Source organism: Nocardia sp. NPDC003726 (assembly GCF_053586955.1).
Window position 1 is genome coordinate 50,059 of the sequence record NZ_JBSFNF010000013.1, and the last position, 23,864, is coordinate 73,922.

At 70.8% G+C, this 23,864-nt stretch carries 14 protein-coding genes; 9 read left to right on the top strand and 5 right to left on the bottom strand.

All coding sequences use genetic code 11. The features are described 5' to 3' along the window. Positions 1-97: 97 nt before the first annotated feature. From ACWDMM_RS18855 to ACWDMM_RS18865, 3 genes are all read right to left on the bottom strand, one after another. The gene (locus ACWDMM_RS18855) at positions 98-679 is read right to left on the bottom strand and encodes a putative glycolipid-binding domain-containing protein (RefSeq protein WP_195080349.1); all 582 of its coding nucleotides are present in this window, start codon (positions 677-679) and stop codon (positions 98-100) included. Positions 680-684: 5 nt separating this feature from the next. Further along, positions 685-1,137 (bottom strand): TIGR03667 family PPOX class F420-dependent oxidoreductase, encoded by a 453-nt coding sequence (locus ACWDMM_RS18860; protein ID WP_195080350.1) that lies wholly within the window; start codon positions 1,135-1,137, stop codon positions 685-687. Positions 1,138-1,235: 98 nt separating this feature from the next. After that, entirely contained in the window at positions 1,236-1,430 is a 195-nt protein-coding gene (locus ACWDMM_RS18865; protein WP_195080652.1) for a hypothetical protein, read from the bottom strand. Between the two features lie 352 nt (positions 1,431-1,782). On the opposite strand from ACWDMM_RS18865, the gene ACWDMM_RS18870 reads away from it, so the two are divergent. Beyond that, positions 1,783-3,636 carry an ABC transporter ATP-binding protein gene (locus ACWDMM_RS18870; protein WP_195080351.1) on the top strand — a complete coding sequence of 618 codons (1,854 nt, stop codon included), beginning with the start codon at positions 1,783-1,785 and terminating at the stop codon, positions 3,634-3,636. Then, positions 3,633-5,369 carry an ABC transporter ATP-binding protein gene (locus tag ACWDMM_RS18875; RefSeq protein WP_195080352.1) on the top strand — a complete coding sequence of 579 codons (1,737 nt, stop codon included), beginning with the start codon at positions 3,633-3,635 and terminating at the stop codon, positions 5,367-5,369. The genes ACWDMM_RS18870 and ACWDMM_RS18875 overlap by 4 nt, the downstream gene beginning before the upstream one ends. Positions 5,370-5,423: 54 nt before the next feature. On the opposite strand, the gene ACWDMM_RS18880 is transcribed toward ACWDMM_RS18875, so the two are convergent. Beyond that, entirely contained in the window at positions 5,424-6,125 is a 702-nt protein-coding gene (locus ACWDMM_RS18880; RefSeq protein WP_357106723.1) for a siderophore-interacting protein, read from the bottom strand. A gap of 115 nt (positions 6,126-6,240) precedes the next feature. Further along, on the bottom strand, positions 6,241-6,705 hold the full coding sequence (locus ACWDMM_RS18885; protein WP_195080354.1) for a hypothetical protein: 465 nt from the start codon (positions 6,703-6,705) through the stop codon (positions 6,241-6,243). Positions 6,706-6,919: 214 nt separating this feature from the next. Here ACWDMM_RS18885 and ACWDMM_RS18890 point away from each other — a divergent pair, with 214 nt between their 5' ends. From ACWDMM_RS18890 to ACWDMM_RS18920, 7 genes are all read left to right on the top strand, one after another. Then, positions 6,920-8,206 (top strand): SidA/IucD/PvdA family monooxygenase, encoded by a 1,287-nt coding sequence (locus tag ACWDMM_RS18890; protein ID WP_357106718.1) that lies wholly within the window; start codon positions 6,920-6,922, stop codon positions 8,204-8,206. Positions 8,207-8,249: 43 nt separating this feature from the next. Next, the gene (locus ACWDMM_RS18895; RefSeq protein ID WP_449938618.1) at positions 8,250-9,188 is read left to right on the top strand and encodes a methionyl-tRNA formyltransferase; all 939 of its coding nucleotides are present in this window, start codon (positions 8,250-8,252) and stop codon (positions 9,186-9,188) included. A gap of 9 nt (positions 9,189-9,197) precedes the next feature. Continuing rightward, positions 9,198-13,310, top strand: coding sequence for an amino acid adenylation domain-containing protein (locus ACWDMM_RS18900; RefSeq protein ID WP_449938620.1), 4,113 nt, complete (start codon positions 9,198-9,200; stop codon positions 13,308-13,310). After that, positions 13,307-14,302, top strand: coding sequence for an ABC transporter substrate-binding protein (locus ACWDMM_RS18905; RefSeq protein WP_195080358.1), 996 nt, complete (start codon positions 13,307-13,309; stop codon positions 14,300-14,302). The genes ACWDMM_RS18900 and ACWDMM_RS18905 overlap by 4 nt, the downstream gene beginning before the upstream one ends. A 12-nt stretch (positions 14,303-14,314) precedes the next feature. After that, on the top strand, positions 14,315-15,946 hold the full coding sequence (locus ACWDMM_RS18910; RefSeq protein WP_195080359.1) for a condensation domain-containing protein: 1,632 nt from the start codon (positions 14,315-14,317) through the stop codon (positions 15,944-15,946). Further along, positions 15,943-20,235: a non-ribosomal peptide synthetase gene (locus ACWDMM_RS18915; RefSeq protein ID WP_449938623.1), complete on the top strand. Its 4,293-nt coding sequence runs from the start codon at positions 15,943-15,945 to the stop codon at positions 20,233-20,235. The genes ACWDMM_RS18910 and ACWDMM_RS18915 overlap by 4 nt, the downstream gene beginning before the upstream one ends. Positions 20,236-20,378: 143 nt before the next feature. Beyond that, entirely contained in the window at positions 20,379-23,834 is a 3,456-nt protein-coding gene (locus tag ACWDMM_RS18920) for a non-ribosomal peptide synthetase (RefSeq protein ID WP_449938625.1), read from the top strand. The last annotated feature ends 30 nt before the right edge of the window (positions 23,835-23,864 follow it).

Below are 23,864 nucleotides of genomic sequence, written 5' to 3' on the forward strand. Positions count from 1 at the left end.
TAGGCGCGGTCGGACGTCGTCCGTCCTCGGTCCGCGCATGGCCGGAGCGGAGGCGGAGGAACGCTTGACCGCAGGTCCGTGACCCGGGGTCGCGGGCTCAGTGTGCGCGGATCGCGATGCCGGGGTAATCGAGCACCAGGCCCGATTTGTCGTAGTCGAGGGTGCAGGCGAAGTCGAACTCCGGGGCGGTGTACTGGAAACGCGGCCCGTGCGCGCCGTCGGCCACGCGGACGTAGCGCTGCTCCAACCGGGCTACCGCGGCGCCGGAGGCGTATACGCAGGCCGCGGGGGCGTCCGCGCTGTCGCCGATCTCCCGCGCGGCCCGGTGCACCGGCAGCGCGTTGGTCAGCGCGGAGGACTCCAGGTCCACGTCCAGGCAGCCGTCGAGCAGCGGCGCGGGCATGCCGTCCAGCAGCCAGGAGCCCGCACCATCGGACTCCAGCACCAGCGTGTTCCAGCCGCCGGGCTTGCGCACGGCCACCTGAGCGCGGCGTGTGCGCCATTCGGTGTCCAGTGCGATCCGGTAGTCCACCACCCAGGGGTAGCCGTCCTCGACGGCTGTGGTGCAGCCGTCGATCAGCACGCCCTGCTCGGTGACCCGGAAATAGGCCACCTCGAATCCCTCGCGGGCGGTGCGATGCCGCCACGCGGCGGTGGGTGGCGGCGGCGCGAACATCATCGGGATCAGAATCCGCGCAGGCGATCGGGCGTCACACGCAGCACGACGGAGTACTCGGCGTAGAACTGCTCGTCGGTGATCCCGAGTGAGCGGAGGCCGTCGGCGTACTTCGTGGTGAAGGCGTCGATCTCCGCCGCGCCGGGGCGCTGCTCGACCACGCGCGCGGTGCCCGTGAGCACGACCACGTCGCCGCCGGTCGCGGTGCTGTTGAGATTCAGCGCGACCCGAGGGTTGCGCTGGATGTTGCGCACCTTCGGCTGGCCGGGCTTGCTGAAGATCAGGAATTCGCCGTCGCGCCACTGGAACCAGACGGGGTTGGGCTGCGGTGTGCCGGTGGGGCCGACGGTGGTCAGCCAGAGGACGGACTCGCGGTTCAGTCGCGCGGCGACTCTCGCGCCGAATTCGGTCTCGGTATCGACGACGGGGGCGGCGGAGCGATCGGATGCCGTTGCGGTCATGGCAAGGACAACGCCACCGCTGCCGTGACGATTCCGCCGCACGGACGACAGCCGCTCCGACACCGGGGGAACTCGTCGCGGCGACCACGGTGTGGCCGTCACGGCGTGGCCCGTTCGTCCAGCACCATCAGCCGGGCTTCGACCAGCGTCCTGCGTGCGCGCCTGCGGACCCGGCATATCTCGACGCCGCAGTCCAGGTGCACCTGCATGGCGCGGTGCGCTTGATTCGCGGTGAGTTCGCCAGGGTCTTTCGCGCAATTGGACAGAATCGAAAGGGTGTCTGCGCCAAACATATTCGTCACCCCTGTGTCCGATGGTTTCGCTTGCATGGGAAGTTAGCGATGCGCAGGGGCTATCGCGCCAGGACGCGGGTTCGTTCATGAAGGTTTCCCGAGCGCGTCGAGAATTCGAAAACAGAGGGTTCGCAGTAGTTTTCGCACATTGACGAAATAAGTCGCGAAAGACAACGCCTGGTGTGGGCCGCACCCTCGGGGTGGATCTCGCGTACGAGGCCGCGAGGCGGGTGTGGGGCCGGAGCGCCGGACGGGCTAAAGTAACTTAGCCTAACCTTCCTTAATAACCCCTTCTGTGTGAGTATGGGGCGAATCGGGAACGAACGCCGGGACGGGCGAGAGACGAGGACAGATGACGGTGGAGGCCGCGCCGCTGCCGGTGGCGGACACGGGGAACCGGCCGCCGAAGGCGGTGCTCAGAGAACACAAGCGGCGGGAGGCGCGGGCGCGCAAGGAGATCCTCGCGCCCGTGCGCGGGCACCTGGCCGCCGCGAGCGTCGTCATGGCCGTCGCGTCGGTGTGCGCGGTGGCGCCGTTCGTGCTGATCGTCGAAGTGTGCCGCGCACTGCTCGATCAACCCGTGGACACCGGCCGGGTCTGGCGACTGCTCGCGGTCGCCGCGGTGGTGCTGCTGGCCCGCGCCCTGCTCCAGGCCGGTGCGCTGACCTGGACGCATCTGGTCGACAGTGGTTACCAGCTCGCGGTGCGGCGGGCACTGGCCGCCAAGCTGACCAGGGTGCCGCTGGGCTGGTTCGGCGAGCGGACCTCGGGCGAGGTGAAGAAATACCTGCAAGACGACGTGGAGGCGCTGCACTACCTGGTGGCGCACGCGCGGCTGGAGTTCGTCGGCGCGCTCACCGTTCCGCTGGTCACCCTCGGCTACCTGGTCACGGTGCAGTGGCGGCTCGCCCTGGTGCTGCTGCTGCCGATCCTGGCCTACGCCGTGCTCTACAGCCGGATGATGGACCGCGACGGCCGGGACCGCTACGTCGTCTACACCCGCTCCGAGCAGCGCACCAAGGAAGCGGCCATCGAGTTCGTCGACGGCATCCAGGTGGTGCGCGCGTTCGGCCAGGCGGGCAAGGCGCACAGCGTCTTCCAGGACGCCGTCGAGCACCAGGCGCGCAGCGTCGACCGGCTGAAGACGCCGATCATCAAGGTGCAGGCGGCCTCCGACATCGTCGTCACCCCGGTGTTCGTGATGCTGGTCGTGGTCTTCGCCGGGCTGGCCGCGGTGGGTCTGGACTGGGTGCCGCCGCTGGACGTGCTGCCGTTCCTGCTGGTCGGCCTGGGCCTCGGCAGTTCGTTGCTCAACCTCGGCTACGGCGCGCAAGCGTTGCGCGCGGCGGCGGTCGCGGCGCAACGACTCTACGACCTGCAACAGACGCCGGAACTGAGCACCGACGCGCACGCATCCGATGCGGCGCCCTCCGCGCCCGCTGGACTGGTCCGGTTCGAAGGCGTCGGCTTCGGTTACCGCAGCGGCCACGACGTGCTGCACGACATCGATCTCGAACTCGCGCCGGGCACCATCACCGCGCTGGTCGGCCCCAGCGGCTCCGGCAAGTCGACGCTGGCCAAACTGCTGCCGCGCTTCTACGACGTGGGCGCGGGCCGGATCACCATCGGCGGCAGGGATATTCGTGACTTCCCGAGCGAAGAGCTCTATCGCACCGTTGGTTTCGTCTTCCAGGATGTGCGGCTGATCCGCGGGACCATCCGGGAGAACCTGCGCCTGGCCCATCCGGACGCCGATGACGCGGCGGTGGAAAAGGCGGCCCGCGCCGCGCAGATCCACGACCGGATCGTCGCGCTGCCACGCGGATACGACTCCGAGATCGGCGTCGACGCGACCCTCTCCGGCGGCGAGGCGCAACGGCTCTCCATCGCCCGCGCCCTGCTCGCCGACACCCCGGTGCTGGTGCTGGATGAGGCGACCGCCTTCGCGGACCCGGAATCCGAAGCCGCCGTGCAGGACGCGCTGGCAGTTCTGGTCGCGGGTCGCACCGTGCTGGTCATCGCGCACCGGCTGCACACCATCACCGGAGTGGATCGCATCCTCGTGCTCGAGGGGGGACGGCTGGTGGAGCAAGGCGAGCACGCGAGCCTGGTCGCCGCGGGCGGCACCTATCAGCGACTGTGGGAGATCAACGAGGCGGCGCTGGGCGAGATCGCCCTCGTCGAACGTGCGGAGGGCGTCCGATGATTCGCAAGGTACTCGACCTGGTTCCGGCCGAATTCGCCCACCTGACGCCGAGGTTGTTCGCCGCGATCGTGGCCCAGGCGCTCAGCCAGGCGCTGGCGTATCTGCTGCTGGTGCCGGTGTTGCAGGCGCTGTTCGACGACGACCTCGGCCGCGCGTGGCTGTGGGCGCTGGGCATGCTGGCCGCGGTCGCGGGCGTGGTGGTGTTCGGTTACCTGCAGGCCGCGATCGGACTGCGCGTCGGCGTCGGCATGCAGCGCGGATTGCAGACCCGGCTCGGCGACCACCTCAACGCGCTGCCGCTGGGCTGGTTCGAGACCCACGACGCCGGACCGCTGGGACGGCTGATGGTCGAGAACGTGCGCGAACTGCAGGGCCTGGTCGCCTACCTGCTGGCCAAGATCCTGACCGGCGTCATCGTCCCGCTCGCGGTCGCGGTGGGCATGCTGCTGGTCGACTGGCGTATCGCGGTGGCGATGCTGCTCGCCGCGCCGGTGCTCTATCTGGTCAACGGCCTGGCGAATCGCGCCTACACCGGCGCGGACAAGCGCCTGCACGCCGCGGCGGCCGAAGCCGATTCGCGCGTCATCGAATTCGCGCAGGCGCAGCCGGTCCTGCGGGCCTTCGGCGCGGTGGGCGCGGGCAACCGCGCGCTCGACGCGGCGCTGGCCGGGCAGCGGTCGGCGGGTGCGCGCATGGTCTTCGCCAGCGTGCCGGGCCTGATCCTGTTCGCGCTGTTCGTGCAGGCGGTGTTCCTGCTGCTGGTGTACGTCGCGGTCGCCCGGGTGACCGACGGCGCGATCTCGGCCGCCGCCGCCGTCGCGCTCGTCGCGGTGAGCTCGCGATTCATCGAACCGGTCAATCAAGCCGCGCAGTTGGGCAACGCGCTGCGCTCGGCGGCGACGGCCGCGGACCGGATCACCGAATTGCTCGCCGAACCGGTGCTGCCGGAGGCCACCGCCCCGGTCACGCCCGGCGCGCCATCGGTGATCTTCGACGACGTGAGCTTCGGCTATCGCGATGGCGAGCCGGTGCTGTCGGGCGTCACCTTCAGCGTTCCCGCGGGCACCACCACGGCCATCGTCGGACCGAGCGGCGCGGGCAAGACGACCCTGCTGCGGCTGGCCGCCCGGTTCTACGACGTGGATTCCGGCCGGGTGGCGGTGGGCGGGCACGACGTGCGTGACCAGCCGTCGGCGACGCTGTTGAGCCAGCTGTCGCTGGTCTTCCAGAACGTCTACCTGTTCGACCAGTCGGTGGCCGACAACATCAGGATCGGCAAGCCCGGGGCGGACGACGCCGAGGTGCGGCGCGCGGCCGAAGCGGCGCGGGTGGACGAGATCGTCGAGCGTCTTCCCGACGGTTTCGACACCCGCGTCGGCGAGGGCGGCACCGCGTTGTCGGGCGGTGAGCGGCAACGCGTCTCGATCGCGCGGGCGCTGCTGAAGGACGCGCCGATCGTATTGCTGGACGAGGCGACCAGCGCGCTCGACCCGCACAGCGAGGCGGTGGTTGTGCGCGGCGTGCACGAGATCACCAGGGACAAGACGGTCATCGTCGTCGCGCACCGGCTCGCCACCATCGCGCACGCCGACCAGATCCTGTTCCTGGACGGTGGCCGCATCGTCGAGCGCGGCACGCACGACGAACTGCTGGCGCTGGGCGGCCGCTACGCCGCCTTCTGGAACGAGCGCTCCCGCGCGACGGGTTGGCGGCTGGAACCGGCTCCGGCATAGGCGGGCACGAGGTCCCGTCGCCGGACAGGCGGCGGGGCCCCGCATCGGTGGGAGTTACTTCCAGTAGGCGCGCGCTTTGATCGCGGTTTTCGGCAGCGCGTGCGCGGTTTTGAGCGTCTTGACGATCGAGCGGGTGGTGTGACCGTCGCAGGCCACCCAGGCGAAAGCGTCCTCCGGGCAGTCGATCTCGTGGGCCTGCTCGCGCATCAGCCGCCCGTCGTCGACGCGCTGCAGCCAGGTGACCTGGTGGTGCGGCTTGTTGCGGACCGGGAGGGTGCGGTCGGACTCGTACTGCCATTCCAGCCAGACCCGTGCCGGGGTGTCGCCGATCGCGTCGAGCAGGGAGTTGATCGCGGGCAGCGACGCGGTGTCACCGAAGATCAGATACTCGCTGTGGGCGGTCTCCGGCAGCTGGAAGTCCGAACCGAGGACCGAGGCATCGATCTCGTCGCCCACACCGGCTTTTCGAGCCCATTCCGCGGCCGGGCCGTCGTGCAGGGCGAATTCGATCCAGAAGCGGTCGTTCTCCGGGTCGGGGTCGACCAGGGTGTATCCGCGCTGATGTTCTCTGTCCCCGTTGGGGATCCACAGCCGCACCCACTGGGTCGGGTGCACCGGATGGTCGGCGAGCAGGCCCCCCGCGCTGAAACCGAGCCGGACGAACTTGTCGGTGATCTGCTCGGTCGAGGTGACGGTCAGCCGATAGTCATCGGCCCGCCACGCCTTCAACATCAAGCCTTCGAATCCTCTGCCCATGCGACTAAGGGTAGCCTAATCACACTTGGAAGTGGAGGCGTAGGCCGTGCCGGCGCGAAACGGCCCCGGAACTCGGAAGCCGAGTTCGACGGGACCGTTTTCGCGCCGCGGTCGATCAGACGCTGCAGGGGACCGACGCGTAGTAGCCGATGGTGCACTCGGATTCGCGGGTCAGCTTCCACGTGCCATCGATCCGGCGCCAGGACACCTCGATCGCCGGGAAGGGGGAGAAGCCGTCGACGGTGGTCATCAAGTTGGCGGAGAGGGTGTCACCGTTGACGCTGACCGGACCCTGGACCGACCAGCGGAAGCTGGGCACCGAGTTCATCACGCCGGCGATCTGATCGATCATCGGCAGTCCCGCCTCGCCCGCCTCCAGTTCGGCGGCGCGGGCGGAGCGCGACGCTCCGGTGTTCAGCAGCACCTGCAACTTGGCCTGCAGTTCCCCGACCGAAGGCGCCGCGGTGCGGACCACGGCGGGCGCCGCGGTAGCGGGGGCGATGCCGGCGAATCCGCCGACGAGCGTGGCCGAGACGATGGCGAAGGCCGCCGCGGTTGCTCTGATCTTGCGGTTGTTCATCTGCGTACTTCCGTTTCGTTCCAGGGCGATTGCTCGCCTGCCCCTGCGGAGTTCGCCACAGGAGCGGTTGCCTCTAGCAATATAAGGTAAGCCTATGCAAACATGTGTGCGTGCATGTCCAGTCTCACGGTGACGTCGTCGCGGGCGACCAGCCGCACAGCTGAGTGCCCGACCGATAGCTGAGCAGTGGCTGGAAACACAGATGGGAGAACCGGTGGACAGACTTCTCGTGGTCGGTGGCGGCCCCAAGGCCATGGCCGTGGCGGCGAAGGCGCACGTGCTGCGCGAACTGGGATTGGCGGCGCCGGAGGTCGTCGTCGTGGAATCGCAGGCGGTCGGCGGCAATTGGCTCTCCAGCGGCGGATGGACCGACGGTCAGCACCGGCTCGGCACCAGCCCGGAGAAGGATGTCGGCTTCCCGTATCACTCGACCTGGGCGCGGGGGCACAATCGCGCCATCAACGAGGCGATGCAGCGGTTCAGCTGGACCTCTTTCCTGATCGAGCGCGGCACCTACGCCGAATGGGTGGACCGGGGCAGGCCGCATCCGCACCACCATGTGTGGGCGAAATACTTGCAGTGGGTCGCGCGCAAGACCGGGGTCGAGCTGGTGCTCGGCACGGTGCGCACCATCTCGGCGGCCGCCGACGGCTGGCTGGTCCGCGTGGTGGACGCGAACGGCGTCGAATCCGAACTCGACGCCGACCGGTTGATGATCACCGGCCCCGGGCGCAGCGACCGCGCGCTCGCCCGGCACCCGAAAATGCTGAGCATCGCCGAATTCTGGGATCTGGCCTGCCGCAGGCGGTTGCCCGCGTCCTCGCGGGCGGCGGTGATCGGCGGTGGGGAGACCGCCGGATCGGCGCTGGACGAACTGGTGCGTCACGACGTGCTGACCGTGTCGGTGATCTCCCCGGCGGCCACGATCTACACCCGCGGCGAGAGCTTCTTCGAGAACTCGCTCTACAGCGATCCGGCCAAGTGGCGGGCGCTGAGCCTGGGGGAGCGGCGGGATGTGGTGCGGCGCACCGATCGCGGCGTCTTCTCGGTGCGGGTGCAGGAGAATCTGCTCGCCGACAGCCGGGTCCATCATCTGCAGGGCCGGGTGGTGCGGGTGGCCGATCAAGGTGATGGGGTCGCGTTGACCCTGCGCAACGATCTGCGCCCGGATCAGGTGCACGCGTTCGACTTGGTGGTCGACGCGACCGGCGGGCAGCCGCTGTGGTTTCTCGAACTGTTCGATTCCGACGCCGCCGATCTGCTGGAGCTGGCCATCGGCGGGCCGGTCACCCAGGCGCGGCTGGAGGCGGCCATCGGCCACGACCTCGCCGTCTCCGGACTCGAGGCGAAGCTCTATCTGCCGAATATGGCGGGGCTGGCACAGGGGCCGGGATTCCCGAATCTCAGCTGCCTGGGCGAACTTTCGGATCGAGTGCTGGCCGGTGCGCCGGTGCGCTCGACCACAGTGCGCCACTTCGGAGCGAACTCGGCATTTGCATAGGCTAGGCTAGCCTTACTTAGAGTTCGTCGAGGATAGGTTCGGTATGCGCATCGTGTCGTTCGGCTTCCAGACCTGGGGCCGCAAAACCCTGCAGGCCCTGATCGATTCCGGTCACGACGTGGTGCTCGCGGTGACGCATCCGGCCAGCGAACAGTCCTACAAGGCCATCTGGTCGGATTCGGTCGAGGAACTGGCGCGCGAGCACGGGATCCCGGTGCACCTGACCGAGCGCGCCGACGCGGAGACCATCGACCTGGTCAAGCGGGCCGAGCCGGACGTCATCGTGGTGAACAGCTGGTACACCTGGATGCCGCTGGAGCTGTACAACCTGCCTCCGCACGGCACGCTCAACCTGCACGATTCGCTGCTGCCCAAATTCACCGGCTTCTCGCCGGTGCTGTGGGCGCTGATCAGCGGGGAGACCGAGTTCGGGCTGACCGTGCACCGGATGGACGAGCAACTGGACACCGGCGACATCCTGGTGCAGCATTCGCTGCCGATCGGCCCGGAGGCCACCGGCACCGAACTCGTGCTCGCCGGAATGGAACTGATTCCCGGGGCCGTGCGGGAAGCGTTGCACGCGCTGGAGACCGGCACCGCGGTGTGGCGGCCGCAGGACAAGACGCAGCGAACCTACTTCCACAAGCGGTCCGAGCGCGACAGCCGCATCGACTGGCGCACCCACGCGGTCGATCTGGAGCGGTTCGTCCGCGCCCTCTCCGAGCCGTACCCGCGCGCGTTCAGCTACTACCGCGGCGAGAAGATCGAGGTGCTGGCGGCGCGCGTGTCGGAGGCGCGCTACGGCGGCACGCCCGGCCGGGTGATCGTGCAGGAGGGCGGCGGCACCGTGGTCTGCGGGCCGGACGCCTACCGGGGCAACCCCGGCTTGGTGCTGACCCGGGTGCGCACGTCGGACGGGGTGGAACGGTCGGGAGCCGAATTCTTCACGCGCGGGGGCTATCTCACCGATTCGCCGGAGTGATCCGCCGCCATGTCGACCATCGCCGATTCCGCGCGTCTACGCGACGGCGCGGAGCCCGCCCGCGCCGGTGACGAGCGGGTTCCGCTGTCCTCGGGCCAGCGCCGGGCCTGGTTCCTGCAGACCAGGGACCCCGACGACGCCACCCTGAACATCTGTTTCGCCTACCGGCTGACCGGCCCGCTGGACGCGGCCCGGCTGCGCGCGGCCGTCGATCGCGTGGTGGCGCGGCACGACATCCTGCGCACCACTTACGGATCCGGCCCGGACGGCGAGCCTTACCAGCTGGTCCACGACGATCTGTCCGCACCGTGGCTGGAAGTCGACATCGCCGATCTCCCGGAATCCAGCCGCAACCGCCGGGTCGAGGTGCTGGCGCGCCGCGCGGTCGGCGAACCGTTCGACCTCACCCGCGCCGCGCCGCTGCGGCTGCTGCTGTTGCGCACCGGCCCGGCGGAGTTCGTCTTCGTGCTGGTCATCCACACGATCTGCTGGGACGACGACTCCTGGAGCGTGTTCCGCGCCGAGGTCAACGCCGCCTATCGCGGCGCGCCGGCGACGACGCCGACCCAGTACGTGGACGTCGCGGTGCACGGCACCACCGGTGAGCCGGAGGACGCCGCCGTCGAGTTCTGGCGCCGCACGCTGCGGCCGCTGCCGGAACCACTGGAACTGCCGAACCGATCCCCGCTCGCGGGCACGGGGAACCGGCAGGCGGGCCACCGAGTGCTGGACGTGCCCGCCGAACTCGTGGACCAGGTGTACGCCTTCGCGGGCGACTACGACACCAAGCCGTTCGCGGTGCTGCTGGCCGCCTACTACACGGTGATCCACCGCTACACCGCCGCGACGGATTTCCTGGTGGCGGTGCCGGTGTCCAACCGAGGTCCCGCCGCGGTGTCGGCCATCGGGTACTTCGGCAACACGCTGCTGCTGCGCGCCGGGTTCGCTCCGGAACATTCCTTCGCCGATTTCGTCGCGCTCGTAGCCGAGAGCTGCGCGGCGGGATTCGCGCACCAGCATGTCGGCATCGATCGCGTTGTCCGTGAGGTCAACCCGGATCGCGCCGACGGACGCGACGGGCTGGAGCAGCTGGTGAGCGTCGGTTTCGGGGTGCGCGAGAGCGCGCGCGGATTCGACTTCGACGGCGTCACCGCGCACGGAGTGCAATTCGGCGGGTCGGTGGCCCAGTTGCCGCTGCGCCTGAACGTGGTGCTCGACGAGCGGGGCGTGCACCTGGAAGCCGAATATGCCGCGGACCTGCTGCCGGACGCGGTCGTCGAGCAGTTGCTGCGGCACTACCTGCATCTGGTCGGCGCGGCGGTGACCGAGCCGACCCGCGCGGTGGGCGATCTCGAGTTGTTCCCGGCGGCGGAGCGGGAACGCGTCGCGGCGCTGTCGCACGGCGAACTGGTCGGCACGCCGCCGACCACCGTGCCCGCGCTGCTGCAACGGCGCGTGGCCGCCACCCCGGACGCGGTCGCGATCATCGCGCCGGGCTTGGCGAACACGGCGCCGGTCACCCTCACCTACGCCGAGCTGCACAGCCGGGCCAACCGGCTGGCGCACTGGCTGATCCGGCAGGGAATCGGGACCGAGGACGTCGTCGTGCTGCGACTGACCACCTCCGTGGAGTTCGTCGTCGCGGTGCTCGCCGTGCTCGCGGCGGGCGCGGCCTACCTGCCGATCGACCCCGCCGACCCGGCCGATCGAGTCGACGCACTCGATCGCGCGGCCGGTCCCCGCCTGCGGCTCGGGCAGCACGAGCTGGCGGCCGCCGAGCAGGCCGCCGAGGGCCTGCCGTCGCACGCGCCGACCGACGCCGAACGCGTGCGCCCGCTGCGGCCGGACAATCTCGCCTACGTGCTCTACACCTCCGGCTCGACCGGCAAGCCCAAGGGCGTGCCGGTGCCGCACGCGGCGCTCGCCGAGCACCTGACCGGCTTCGCCGCGGAGGGCGGCATCACCGCGGCCGACCGGCTGCTGCAATCGGCGCCGCTGAGTTTCGACGCCTCGCTGCTGGACATCTTCGTGACCCTCACGGTAGGCGCGAGTCTGGTGATCCCCAAACCCGGTGCCTTCCGGGACATCCCGTACGTGGCGGACCTGATCGAACGCTGCGGTGTGACCGTGCTGCACATGGTGCCCTCCCAGTTGAGCACGTTCCTGATGCTGCCGGAAGTCAGCGAGTGGCAGGCGCTGCGCTACGTCCCGGTCGGCGGGGAAGCGCTGCTCGGCGAGGTCGCCGACCGATTCGCGGGTGTCTTCGATGCCGAGTTGCGCAACCACTACGGACCCACCGAGGCGGTGGTGTCGGCGACGCACTTCACCGTCGACGGCCCGCAGGGCACCGGGATCGTGCCGATCGGCGTGCCCAACCGCAACGTCCACGTCTATCTGCTCGATGCTCGCCTGCACCCGGTGCCCTCCGGCGTCGTCGGCGAAATATATCTGGGTGGAACGCAATTGGCGCGCGGATATCTCGACCGGCCGGGATCGAGCGCGGAGCGGTTCGTCGCCGATCCGTACCGGCCGGGCAGCCGCATGTACCGCACCGGCGATCTGGCCCGCAGGGACGAGGCGGGCGTGCTCGAATTCGTCGGCCGCGCCGACGAACAGGTGAAGGTGCGCGGTCACCGGATCGAACTCGGCGAAGTGCGGGCCGCCATCGCGGGCCATCCCGCGGTGGCGCGCTGCGAGGTCGTCGCGGTGACCGACGCCGCGATCGGTCCGATGCTCGCCGCCTACGTGGTGGCGGCCGAGGACGACATCGATCTCGACCAGATCCGGGCGCACGCGGCGGCCGTCCTGCCCGATCACATGGTGCCCGCCGCTTTCGCGGTCCTGGCGGAGATTCCGCTGACCGCGCACGGCAAGCTCGATCGCCGCGCGCTGCCGGAGCCGGTGCGCGGCGCGGCGCACGCGTACCGGGAACCGAGCACCGCAGGCGAGATCCGGCTCGCCGAGCAGTACGCCAGGATTCTCGGCCTGGACCGAGTGGGCGCGGACGACTCGTTCTTCGAACTCGGCGGGCATTCGCTGCTGGCCAATCGGCTGCTGGCCTGGATAAGGGAGGAGTTCGGCGTGGAGATCGATGTCCGCGTGCTGTTCGACACCCCGACGGTCGCCGAGCTCGCCGCCGCGCTGGAAGCGAGTTCCGCGGGAACGCGCGACGATCTGAGCGGGGAGCAGCGCAGGCGGGTGCTCGGCGAGTGGGCCAACGGCGTCGCGCTGTCGGACGTGCCGGGCGTCGAAGAGTTGATCCGCTCGGCGCGCACCGTTCCAGGCCCGCGTCGCGCCCTGCTGTGCGCGGGCGAATCTCTCACCTACGACGCGCTCTTCGAGCGACTGGCCGCGCCGCGCGCGACGTCGACGCATCCGGTGGACACGCTGGTCGCCTTGCTCGCGCGCACGATCGCGCACGGCGAGGACGACGCGCTCGCGGCCGCGGTCGCCGATCGCCGCGCCGTCGCCGCGCACCAGCGCTCGCGCAGCGCCGATCCCGCCTTCGCCGCGCCCGACGTGCGGCTGCTCGCGGTGACCGGCGACGCGCGGCGCGCCGTTGTGGAACTGCTCGCCGCGCTCGCCGACGGCGCCAGTCTGCTGGTCGCCACCGAGGCGCAACGGGTCGATCCGGTCGCGCTGGCCGAACTCGTCGCCGCGCACGCGGTGACCCACGTGGTGCTGGCGCCGGTGACCGCGGTCGCGCTCGCGGACGAACTGCCGCAACTGCCCAGTGTCCGGCGCTGGGACGTGGCGGGCGTCGACGCGCCCGCGACGCTGTCCACCCGGCTGGCGGCGATGTCGGCGGATTCGGTCGCGGTCGCCTGCTACGGCGTGCCCGAATACGCCGGGCCGGTGGCCAGGGGACCGCTGGACGGCAGCGGCCGGGTCAGGCCGATTCCGGGTGCGCGGGTGCTGGTGCTCGACGCCGCGCGGCGTCCGGTGCCGCCCGGGGTGATCGGCGATGTCTACGTGGGCGGAGCCGGGCTCGGCGCGCCGGCCGACGCGGCGCGGTGGGTCGCCGACCCCTATCTGGTGGGCGGCCGGCTGGTCCGCACCGGTGATCGCGGCTGGTGGGACACCGACGGGTGGCTGAATCTCGACAAGGAGCTGACGAAATGAACACGGTCCGAACTACGGGGCGTCCGCGCCGGGGCACGCTCGGCCGGATGGGTCTGGCCGCGCTCGCGCTGAGCCTGGTCTGCTCGCTGGCGGCCTGCGGCTCCAGCACCGGCGACGACAGCGCCGACGGCGCGGTGAAGATCACGCACAGCCTGGGGGAGACCGAGGTTTCCGGCACCCCGCAGCGCGTGGTCACCCTCGGCAACCAATGGCTCGACGCCACGCTCGCGCTGGGGGTGACGCCGGTCGGTTTCGCCGACAACATCTCCATCGGCGCGCAGTCCAAGCCCCCGTGGGCGCCGGACTCGCTCGCGCAGGCAAAGGCGCTGAGCATGGGCGGCGACATCGTCGAACAGATCGCGGCGCTGGAGCCGGACCTGATCCTGGTGCCCGGCTTCATGGTCGACAAAGCGATGTACGACAAGCTGTCCAAGCTGGCTCCGACCATCGGCCCGGTGACGCCGGGCGCGCAGGTCGACCGGTGGGCCGATCAGGTGAACACGCTCGGCAAGGTGCTGCACCGGGAAACCGAGGCGAGCAAGGTCGTCTCCGACGTCGAGGCCCGCATCGACGCGGTCGGCGCCAAGTACCCGAAGCTGCGCGGCAAGACCTTCTTGACCTGCATGCTGACCGGTCCCGCCCAGTTGATGGTGCTCGCCGACCCGAAGGACGGTTCGGCGGCGCTGTTCACCCGGCTCGGCATGGACATCCCCCAGAAGATCGCGCAGGAGGCGCCCGCGGGCGGCCGGTTGGCCCTGTCGCCGGAGCGGCTCGGCGACCTCACCTCCGACCTGCTGATCTGCGGCGCGATGCCGGTATTCGCGGAGAAGTTCAAGCAGCTGCCCGGATACGCGGAGCTGCCGTCGGTGCGCAACAACGGCATCGCGTTCGTCGACGTGACCACCATCAGCGCCATCAACACCCCCACGGCTCTTTCGGTGCCGTACGTGCTCGACAAGCTCGACCCGACGTTCGCGGCCGTCGGTAAGTAAGGAAGGAACGCAATGTCGGATTCGTCCGTGAACGGGGCCACCACCGGTGACCGGGGCACGCCGCTGTCGCTCGCACAGCAGGCGGCGCTGCTGCCCGAACGGTTGCGCCGGGTGCCCGCAGCCAATCTGTTCGTCGCGCTGGAGATCACCGGTGAACTCGACGGAGACGCCTTCGAGCAGGCCGCGGCCGCGCTGCTGGCCGAGCACGAGATTCTGCGCAGCGTCTTCCCGGACGACCGGCGCATGCCGTATCAGCGTGTGCTGCCGGTGCCGGACACGGTGGTCGAGGTGGTCCACGCCGACGCCGCCGCGCTCGGCCCCGCGCTGCACGCCGACGCCGAGCACCGATTCGACCTGGTGCGCGGCTTGCCGATCCGGATTCGCCGCTACGACTCGGGCGATCGCGCCGTCGTCTCGATCGCGGTGCATCCGGTGGCCGCCGACGACCGCAGTCTCGAACTGCTGACCGAGGCGCTGTTCGCGGCCTATGAACTCGGCACCGCGCAGCCGGCGACCTCGCAGTACCGCGCGTACGTCGCCACGCAGCTGCGCGCCCTGGCCAATCGGGACGCGCCCGAACTGGCCTACTGGACCGAACGGCTCGCGGAGCTGCCCGAGCGGGCTGTGCCGGTGCCGGGCGATGCCACCGGCCCTACGCGGCACAGCTTCACGGTTCCCGCCGCGACGCTGTCGGCGCTGCGCGGCGAGCAGGAGACGACGGCGGCGTTCGCCGCGGTGCTGGCGCGGGCGCTGCGGGACGCGGGCCTCGGTGATGACGTCCTGATCGGCGTCATCGATCCGGCCCGCACCGATCAGACCGAGCACAGCCTCGGCAATTTCGCCAATCACCTTGTGCTGCGCCTCGATCCGACCACAGGACCGCGCGAACTGCTGGCGGTCGCCGGGCAGCGCCTCGCCGAGGCCCGCGCGCACGCGACGGCCCGCATCGAGCGGCTCACCCACGAACTGAAGGGCGCGGCGGCGGTGACGACCGGTGCGCTGTTCCAAGCGCTGCTCGGGGTGCGCGCCGAGCGGCCCGGCATCGTGACCGCCGACTTCGCTGTGCGGGAGACGATGCGGCGCTCCGGCCGTCCACACGGCGTCGATCTGGTCGTCGACGTCGTGACCGGCGCGCAGGACGCCACCGTGACGATCGAGTTCACTTCCGCCTTCGCGGCGGCGGGCGAGTTCGCCGCCCACCTGGAGGCGCTGTGCGCCGCCTTCGCGCAGGGCCGCGACGAGCAGGCCGAGATCGCGCTGTTCGCGGCAGCGGCAGCGGGTGACGGGTTCGGCGGACCTGGTCTCGGCGGCCCGCCGCAGACCGAGGCGGAGACCTTGATCGCGGCGGCGATCAGGAAGGTGCTCGAGTTCGACGACGATGACGAGATCGGCCGCGCCGACACGTTCTTCGCACTCGGCGGCGACTCCATCGCCGCGTTGCGCCTGGTCACCGAACTCGGGGAGCAGGGGTACGCGCTGGACGTGCAAACAGTGTTCGCGCATCCGTCGATCCAGGAGCTGGCGTCGCAGCTGACCGACGCGGCGCCGGCGCAGCCGCAAACCGCCACTGTCGCGCCGATGGCCGCCTCCGGCCTCGATCCCGCGGCGCTGGCCACCCTCGGCAAGAGATTCGGCGCGTCGTGAGCGCACCGCGAATCCTCGATGTCGTAGCGCTCTCTCCGCTGCAACGCGGTCTGTACTCGGTCAGTTCCCTGTCCGGCCCGGTGGACCCGTATCTGGTCACCTTCGCGGTCCGGATCGAAAACCTGGCCGACATCGCGCCGCTGCGGACCGCATTCGATCAATTGCTGACCCGCTATCCCCATCTGGGCGGCGCGGTGGTCACCGACGGCCTGCCGCATCCGGTGCTCGTGATCACCTCGGCGGGCCGGATCGGCTGGCAGGAGGTGGATCTGCGCGACGCCGACGATCCCGCCGCCGCCGCCATGCTGCTGTACTGGGCGGAGGGCCGCAAGCGCATCGACCTGGACAACGGCCCCTTGTTCCGGGTGACCGCGGCACGGGTCGGCGCGCGCGACTACGAGCTGATCTGCACCGCCCATCACATCGTCGTGGACGGCTGGTCGATCCCGCTGCTGTTCGCCGACCTCATCGCACTGCACGCCGGGGCGGGCGCGACCCTGCCGCCCGCTCCGCCGCTGCGCGACCACGCGGCATGGCTGGCCTCGCGCGACACCGCGGAGTCGGTGCGGGCGTGGAGCGAAGCGCTCGCGGGGCTGGCCCCCATGCCGATGCTGGCCCCGCCCGCCCAGGCCGATATCCCGGTGCTGGGGCAGACCCGGCTGGATCGCGCGTCCACCGCGACGGTCACCGGCTGGGCGCGGCGCAACGGCCTGACGCTGAACACCGTGCTGCAAATGGCCTGGGCGCGAGTGCTTTCCGGGCTGACCGGCCGCGACGATGTCGTCTTCGGTCAGACCACCTCCGGCCGCGACGCCTCGTTGCCCAACGCCGACCGGCTGGTCGGCGCGCTGGTCACCACGATTCCGGTCCGGGTCCGCGCCGACGAGCGCGCGCCGGCGGCGATCGGCGCGCAACTGCAGCGCGAGGTGGCCCTGCTGCGCGCACACGAGTATCTGGGGGTCGCCGAGATCACCCGTCAGGCCGGTATCGGGCAGCTCTTCGACACCCTGCTGGTCTTCGAGAACACGCCGCTGGGCGCCGTGACGGAACGGATGCCGATGGCGGGCGGCGCGACGATGCTGCCGCGGCGGGTCGATTCGCCGAGCCACTATCCGATCGCGGTCGTCCCGGTGGTCGAGCAAGACGAGCTGATCGTGCGGGTCGAAGTCCGGCCCGACCTGGTGTCCCGATTCCAACCGGACCGGCTGGCACGGCGTTTCGCCGAGGTGGTGCGGCGCATGGTGACCGCGACCCGCGCGTGCGACGTGGACATCCTGCTGGACGACGAACCCGCGGCCCTGGTCGCGCCCGTGCCGCGCGCGGCGGAACATCCGACGGTGCCGGACGCGTTGTTCGCCGCGGCCGCGCGCGCGGGTGACGCGGTCGCCGTGGTGGACGAGGACGGCGAACAGACGTTCACCGAATTCGCCGCCGCCGTCACGGCACTGGCCGAAGGCTTGTGCAGCGCCGGAGTGCGCGCCGGTGACGCGGTCGCCGTCGTGTTGCCACGGGATCGCCGAGTGTTGCACGCTCCGTTCGCGATCGGGCGGATCGGCGCGCTGTGCGTGCACGTCGATCCCGCTACGCCCGCGGATCGGCTGGCCTACATCCTGGAAACGTCCGGTGCGCGAGTCGTGCTCGCCGATCAAGCCTTCGGCGATGTGCTCGCGGAGTGCGCGGACGTGCGGCATGCCGGTACCGGCCCGCACGGCGAACTGCACCTGGCCGGGGACCGCGAGCGACGTCCCGCCGAGGGACCACGGCCGGGCCCGACCACGCCGTTCTACGCCGTCTTCACCTCCGGCACCACCGGCAGGCCGAAAGGCGTTGCGGTGTCCCACGGCGCGCTGCTCAACCACTGGGCGAACCACGAGCGCCGCATCCTCGCGCCGGTGGCGGCGGAGGCGGGACGGCGGCTGCGCGTCGGGCACGGCTGGTCCACCGGCTTCGACGCGGCATGGCAGCCGACGGTGGCCCTGCTGAGCGGGCACACCGTCGTGTTGCTCGGCGACAAGGTGCGCACGGACGCCGAACAGGTGGTCGCGGCGATCGAACGCCATCGCATCGATGTCTTCGACACGTCGCCGTCGATGCTGAGCAGGCTGATCGTCTCCGGGCTCTTCCTCGAGCGCGACGGTCGCGAGCACTGCCCGCTGCGGGTGCTGGCGCTCGGCGGCGAGGCCATCTCGCTCGACACCTGGGCGCGGTTGCGCGCGCTCGACGGCACCAGGGTGATCAACTTCTACGGGCCCACCGAGACCACGGTGGAAGCGCTGATGGCCGACGTGCTCGAGCACGAGGCGCCCACCATCGGACGTCCGTTCGACGGCATGACCGCCGAAGTGCTCGATCATCGGCTGCGCCCGGTGCCGCCGGGCGGTCACGGGGAGCTGTACCTCTCGGGGCCGCAGCTCGCGCTGGGCTATCTCGGCAGGCCGGGCACCACCGCCGCGGCGTTCGTCGCGGGGCCGCGCGGAAGGCGCTATCGCACCGGTGATCTGGTGCGGCGCACCGACGCGGCGACCGTGGTGTACGAGGGACGGGCCGACAGTCAGGTCAAGATCAACGGCTACCGGGTCGAGCCGGACGAGGCCACCGTGGTGCTGCGGGAACTGCGCGGCGTCGAGCAGGCGGCGGCGCTAGCGTTCGTCGAGAACGGCCGGACCAGGCTCGGCGCGCTGGTGGTCGCGGATCGCTCGGTCGAGGAGATCCGCGCCGCGCTCGCCCGGCGGCTGCCCCAATTCCTCGTCCCGAGCCGCATCGTGCACGTCGATCGGATTCCGTTGAATCGCAACGACAAGCTCGACGTGCAGGCGGCGACGGCGTTGCTCGCCCGGCCCGCGCGCGAAACGCGGGGCGGTGCGCCCGCGACCGAGACCGAGCGCGCGCTGCTCGAGGTGATCGCCGCGATGGGCGACGCCACCGCGGGGGTCGGACTCGACGACAGCCTGCTGGACCTCGGCATCGACAGCATCGGCGTCATCGATCTGGTGTCGCGCCTGCGCGGCGCGGGCTTCCGGGTGCGCGCCGAGGACGTGCTCGCGGCGACGGATCTGCGGCAGCTGGCGGCGGTCCTGTCGAGCGCGGAGCAACCCGAGGAAGCGCCGCGGGTGCCTGCGGGTACGGTCATCCCCCTGACCGCGCTCGCGCACGAGATCATCGCCAACGGCGACTATCGCTACCTGGCGCAGAGCCAAGTGCTCACGGTGCCGGTGGACGCGACGCCCGCCGACATCGTCGACCGGCTGGAGGCGCTGGCCTCCGCGCATCCCACGCTGCGCTCCCGGCTGGACTGGACGGCGGAGCGGACACCCGTGCTGATGGTCGGCGAATCCTCCGGCGTCGCGGAGCAATTCGAGATCGCCGACGACGAATCGGGCGCCGCGGCGGCCCGGCTGGCCGCCACGGTGGACCGGCTCGACCCCGAGTCAGGCCGCATGATGGCCGCCACGTTGCTGAACGGCCGGGAAGGCAAGCGGCTGCTGCTGTCGATCCACCATCTCGCGGTGGACGTGGTCTCCTGGCTCATCCTGGGTGACGACCTGCGCAGGCTCGCCGAAGGGCAGCCGCCGGTCAACGAGTCCAGGCCCGAGCCGGGGCCGATCCACGCGCCAGCGGCGACCCCGCCGATACTGGGCACGCCACTGGGCGGCAGGTTGACCGACCCCGCCGTCGATCGAGCGGGCAAGGCGTGGCAGCGGGTGGTCGAGCTGGACGCGCGGCGGACCGCCCGGCTGCTGGACGCCGCCGCCGAGAACGACGTGCCGCTGGAGGATTTCCTGCTGCTGGCCTGTGCGCGCGGCTTCGCCGACAGCGCCGACGCCGCCGGGCGGGTCGCGGTGACCAGGGAATCGCACGGCAGGCCCGCCGACGACGACAGCAGGCAGGTCGGCTGGTTCACCGTCGAAGAGACCGTGCTCGTTCCGCTCGCCGCGGCCCAGGCGTGGACTCCCGGCTCGGGCGCGGCCCCGGTGCGGGAGCGCACGCTCGACGCGCGCGGCCAGTTGCGCCTCAATCACCTCGGCCGGTTCGATCTCTTGCGATTCGGCTCCGGTCCGTGGACACCCGCGCCGCTGGCGGAGTTCACCGCCGAGTTCGGCATCGCGGCGCATCCGGATCTGCCGCTGCGTTTCACCGTGGACATCACCACAGCGGTGGTGCCGAGGGCGGACGGGCCGGTGCTGGTCGCTCAATTCGACGTGAATTCAGCGGTGTTCGACGAGGCCGAGGTCGAAAAGCGCTTGACGCGCTGGACGGCGGTCCTCGCCGATCCGGAGGTAGCCGGGTGAATGCCGGAGCCGGAACGGTGCGTGCGTAGGTTAGGCAAACCACACTCTGCCGCATGACGGGGTCTATGGGTTAGGATCCATTAAGTTAGGCAAGGCTTGCCTTTGAAATGCGCAGGCCGGTGTTCGGTGCGGTGAGGAGTCTGATGCTCGGCAAGGCGGAAGTTCGCGAGATCGTTGCGACGGACCTGGGAGTGGCTCCGGAAACCATCGGCGACGACGACGATCTCGTCGGTCTGGGCATGCACTCGATGAAGCTGATGCGTCTGGCCGCGCAATGGCGCAAGCAGGGCTACGACGTGCGCAGCTCCCATCTGGCACTGCAACCGACCATCGCCGCGTGGGCCGAACTGCTCGCGGCGAGCCGGGCCGGGGAAACCGCAACCGAGGCCGCGGCGCAGGCCCCCACGACCGAAAGCGCCCCCGAGTCGGACGAATTCCCGCTCGCCACCATGCAGCACGCCTACTGGGTCGGCCGCAGGCAGGACCAGCGGCTCGGCGGCGTCGCCGCGCACCTGTACGTCGAATTCGACGGCGCCGGACTGGAAGCCGACCGTATGCGGCGCGCGGTCGGGCGGCTGCTGCGCAGGCACGACATGCTGCGGGCCCAGTTCTCCGACAGCGGCACCCAGCGGATTCTGCCCGAGCCGCTGGTGCCGGTCTTCCACGCGAACGACCTGCGCGACGGCCACGACACCGGCGCGATCGAAGCCGAGCTGGAGCGGATCCGGCAGGACAAGAGCCACCAGCGCATGGACGTCGCGGCAGGTCAGGTGGTGGACATCGCGGTCACCGTCCTGCCGGGCGGAAAGCACCGGCTGCATCTCGATGTGGACATGGTCGCCGCGGACGCCCAGAGCTACCGCAGGATTCTCGACGATCTGGCCGCGCTGTACGAGGCCGACGACGATGCGCTGACGCCCATCGGCTGCACCTTCCGCGAGTACCTCGCCGCGAAGGAGCGCACCGCCAAGGACAACTCGGCCGACGCGCGGTGGTGGGCGGACAAGATCGGCGACCTGCCCGACATCCCCTCGCTGCCGGTGGTGCCGGAGAGCGATCGTCCCGACCCGTCGCGCAGCATCCGCCTGCATCACTGGTTCGACGCCGAGGCGAAGGCGCGATTGCACGCGAACGCCCACGGCAACGGCGTGACCCCGGCGGTCGCCCTGGCCACCGTGTTCAGCGAGACCATCGCGCGCTGGTCGGCGCGGCAGCGCTTCCTGCTCAACCTGCCGCTGTTCAACCGCGAACCGCTGCACGACGACATCGACCGGGTCGTGGGCGATTTCACCAACTCGGTGCTGGTGGACGTGGACGCACGCGAGACCGAGTCGATGGTGGCGCGGGCCAAGCGGTTGCAGCGCGAACTGCACACCTGCGCGGCGCATTCCGCCTACGAGGGCTTGGACGTGCTGCGCGACCTCGGCCGCGAGCGCGGCGCCCCGGTCACCCCGTCGGTGGTGTTCACCTCGGGCCTGGATCTCGGTGAGCTGTTCTCCGAGCGCGTGACCCGGGTGTTCGGCGAGCCGGTGTGGATCATGTCGCAGGGTCCGCAGGTGGATCTGGACGCCCAGGTGGCGGAGTTGTCCGGTGGCCTGCTGGTGAACTGGGACATCCGCAGGGACGCGCTGCCAGAGGGCGTGGCCGAGGCCATGTTCGAGCAGTTCCGTCGCACGCTGGAGGCGCTGATCGAACCGGACGCCGACTGGACGGCGGATCTGCGCATCGAGTTGCCCGCGGCCCAGCGTGCGGTCCGGGCCGCGGCCGACGACACCGACGCCGACCTCGGCGCGCGCACCCTGCACGGCGCGTTCTTCGACGCGGCGCGCGACCACCCCGAGCGCATCGCGCTGTACTGGCGCGACAGCGGGACGAGCAGCTACGGCGAACTGGCGGACCAAGCTCTCGCGGTCGGACACGCGCTGACCGCGGCGGGCGTTCGTCCCGGCGACACGGTGGCCGTCATCGTGGCGAAGGGCCACCGGCAGATACCCGCCGTGCTCGGCGTGCTCGCGGCCGGAGCCGCCTACCTGCCGATCGGCACCGATCAACCGAACGCCCGGCGCGATCGCATCCTGCGGCGCGGCGCGGTCTCCGTGGCGCTGCTGGACGAACCGGCCGAGCTGCCCGATGGCGTCACCGGGCTGACGCTCGCCGACGCACTCGCAGGCCCGCGACTGGACCGCGCGCACGACACCGACCCGAACGCCGTGGCCTACGTGCTGTTCACCTCCGGCTCGACCGGCGAGCCCAAGGGCGTCGAAGTGAGCCACCGCGCCGCGGCGAACACCATCGACGCCATCGACACCCGGTTCGGCATCGGCGCGGACGACCGCACCATCGGCCTGTCCGCGCTCGGCTTCGATCTGTCCGTCTACGACATCTTCGCCCCGCTGTCCCATGGCGGCGCGCTGGCTTGCGTGGACGCCGACACCGAGCGCGACGCCGCGGCATGGGCGGCCTTGATCGCCGAGGCGGGCGTGACGGTACTGAACTGCGCGCCCGGCCTGGTCACCATGCTGGCCGACACCGCGAGCCCGCAACAGCTTCGCTCGCTGCGCGTCGTGCTGACCGGCGGCGATCGGGTGAAGACTCGACTCGCGCAGCGGATGCGCGCCGCCGTGCCCGGTCTGCGCTTCGCCGGGCTCGGCGGCACCACGGAGACCGCGATCCACTCGACGGTGTGCGAGGTGACCGACGACTTCCCCGCCGAATGGGACAACGTCCCCTACGGCGCCCCGCTGCCCAATGTCCGGCTGCGCGTGGTCAACGAGCGCGGCGAGGACTGCCCGGACTGGGTGCCCGGCGAGCTGTGGATCGGCGGGGCGAGCGTCGCCGACGGCTACCGCGGCGATCCCGAGCGCACCGCCGAACGGTTCGCCGAACGCGACGGCGTGCGCTGGTACCGCACCGGTGATCTGGCCCGCTACCTGCCGGACGGAACGGTCGACTTCCTCGGCCGCGCCGATCACCAGGTGAAGATCCGCGGCTACCGCGTCGAGCTGGGCGAAGTGGAGTCGGCGCTGGCCGCGCTGCCCGGCGTGGACGAGGCGGTCGCACTGCTCACCGAGGCGGGCAGGCTGGCCGCTGCGGTGCGCGCGGATGCCGAAGTGACCGCCGACGCCGTCGCCGCCGCACTGCGGGAGTTGTTGCCCGCCTACATGGTCCCCGACGTCATCGAGGTGCTGGCCGACATCCCGCTGACCGCCAACGGCAAGCTGGACCGCGCCGCGATCCGGCGCAGGCTGGGCGCGGACGACGCGGCGGCGCGCATCACCTATGTGCCGCCTGCCGACGAGGTGGAGGCGGCGGTCGAGTTCATCGCCGCCCAGGTGCTCGGCGTGGACCGGATCGGTGTCGCCACCGACTTCTTCGACGCGGGCGGCAATTCGATTCTGGCGACCACGTTCACCGGTCAGGTGCGCGGCCTGCTCGCGGTGTCCGGCTTCGGCGTCACCGGCGTCTTCGAGGGCAGGACGGTGCGCGGGATCGCCGCCGGACTGCGTGCCGCGGAAGCGGATCCGGCCCGGTTGGAGCGCGTCAGCCGGATTCTGCTCGAACTCGCGCAGGTGAGTGTTCCCGAGCCCGCCGCGGTCTGACGACCCGCTCGGTTCTGTCCCACAAGGATT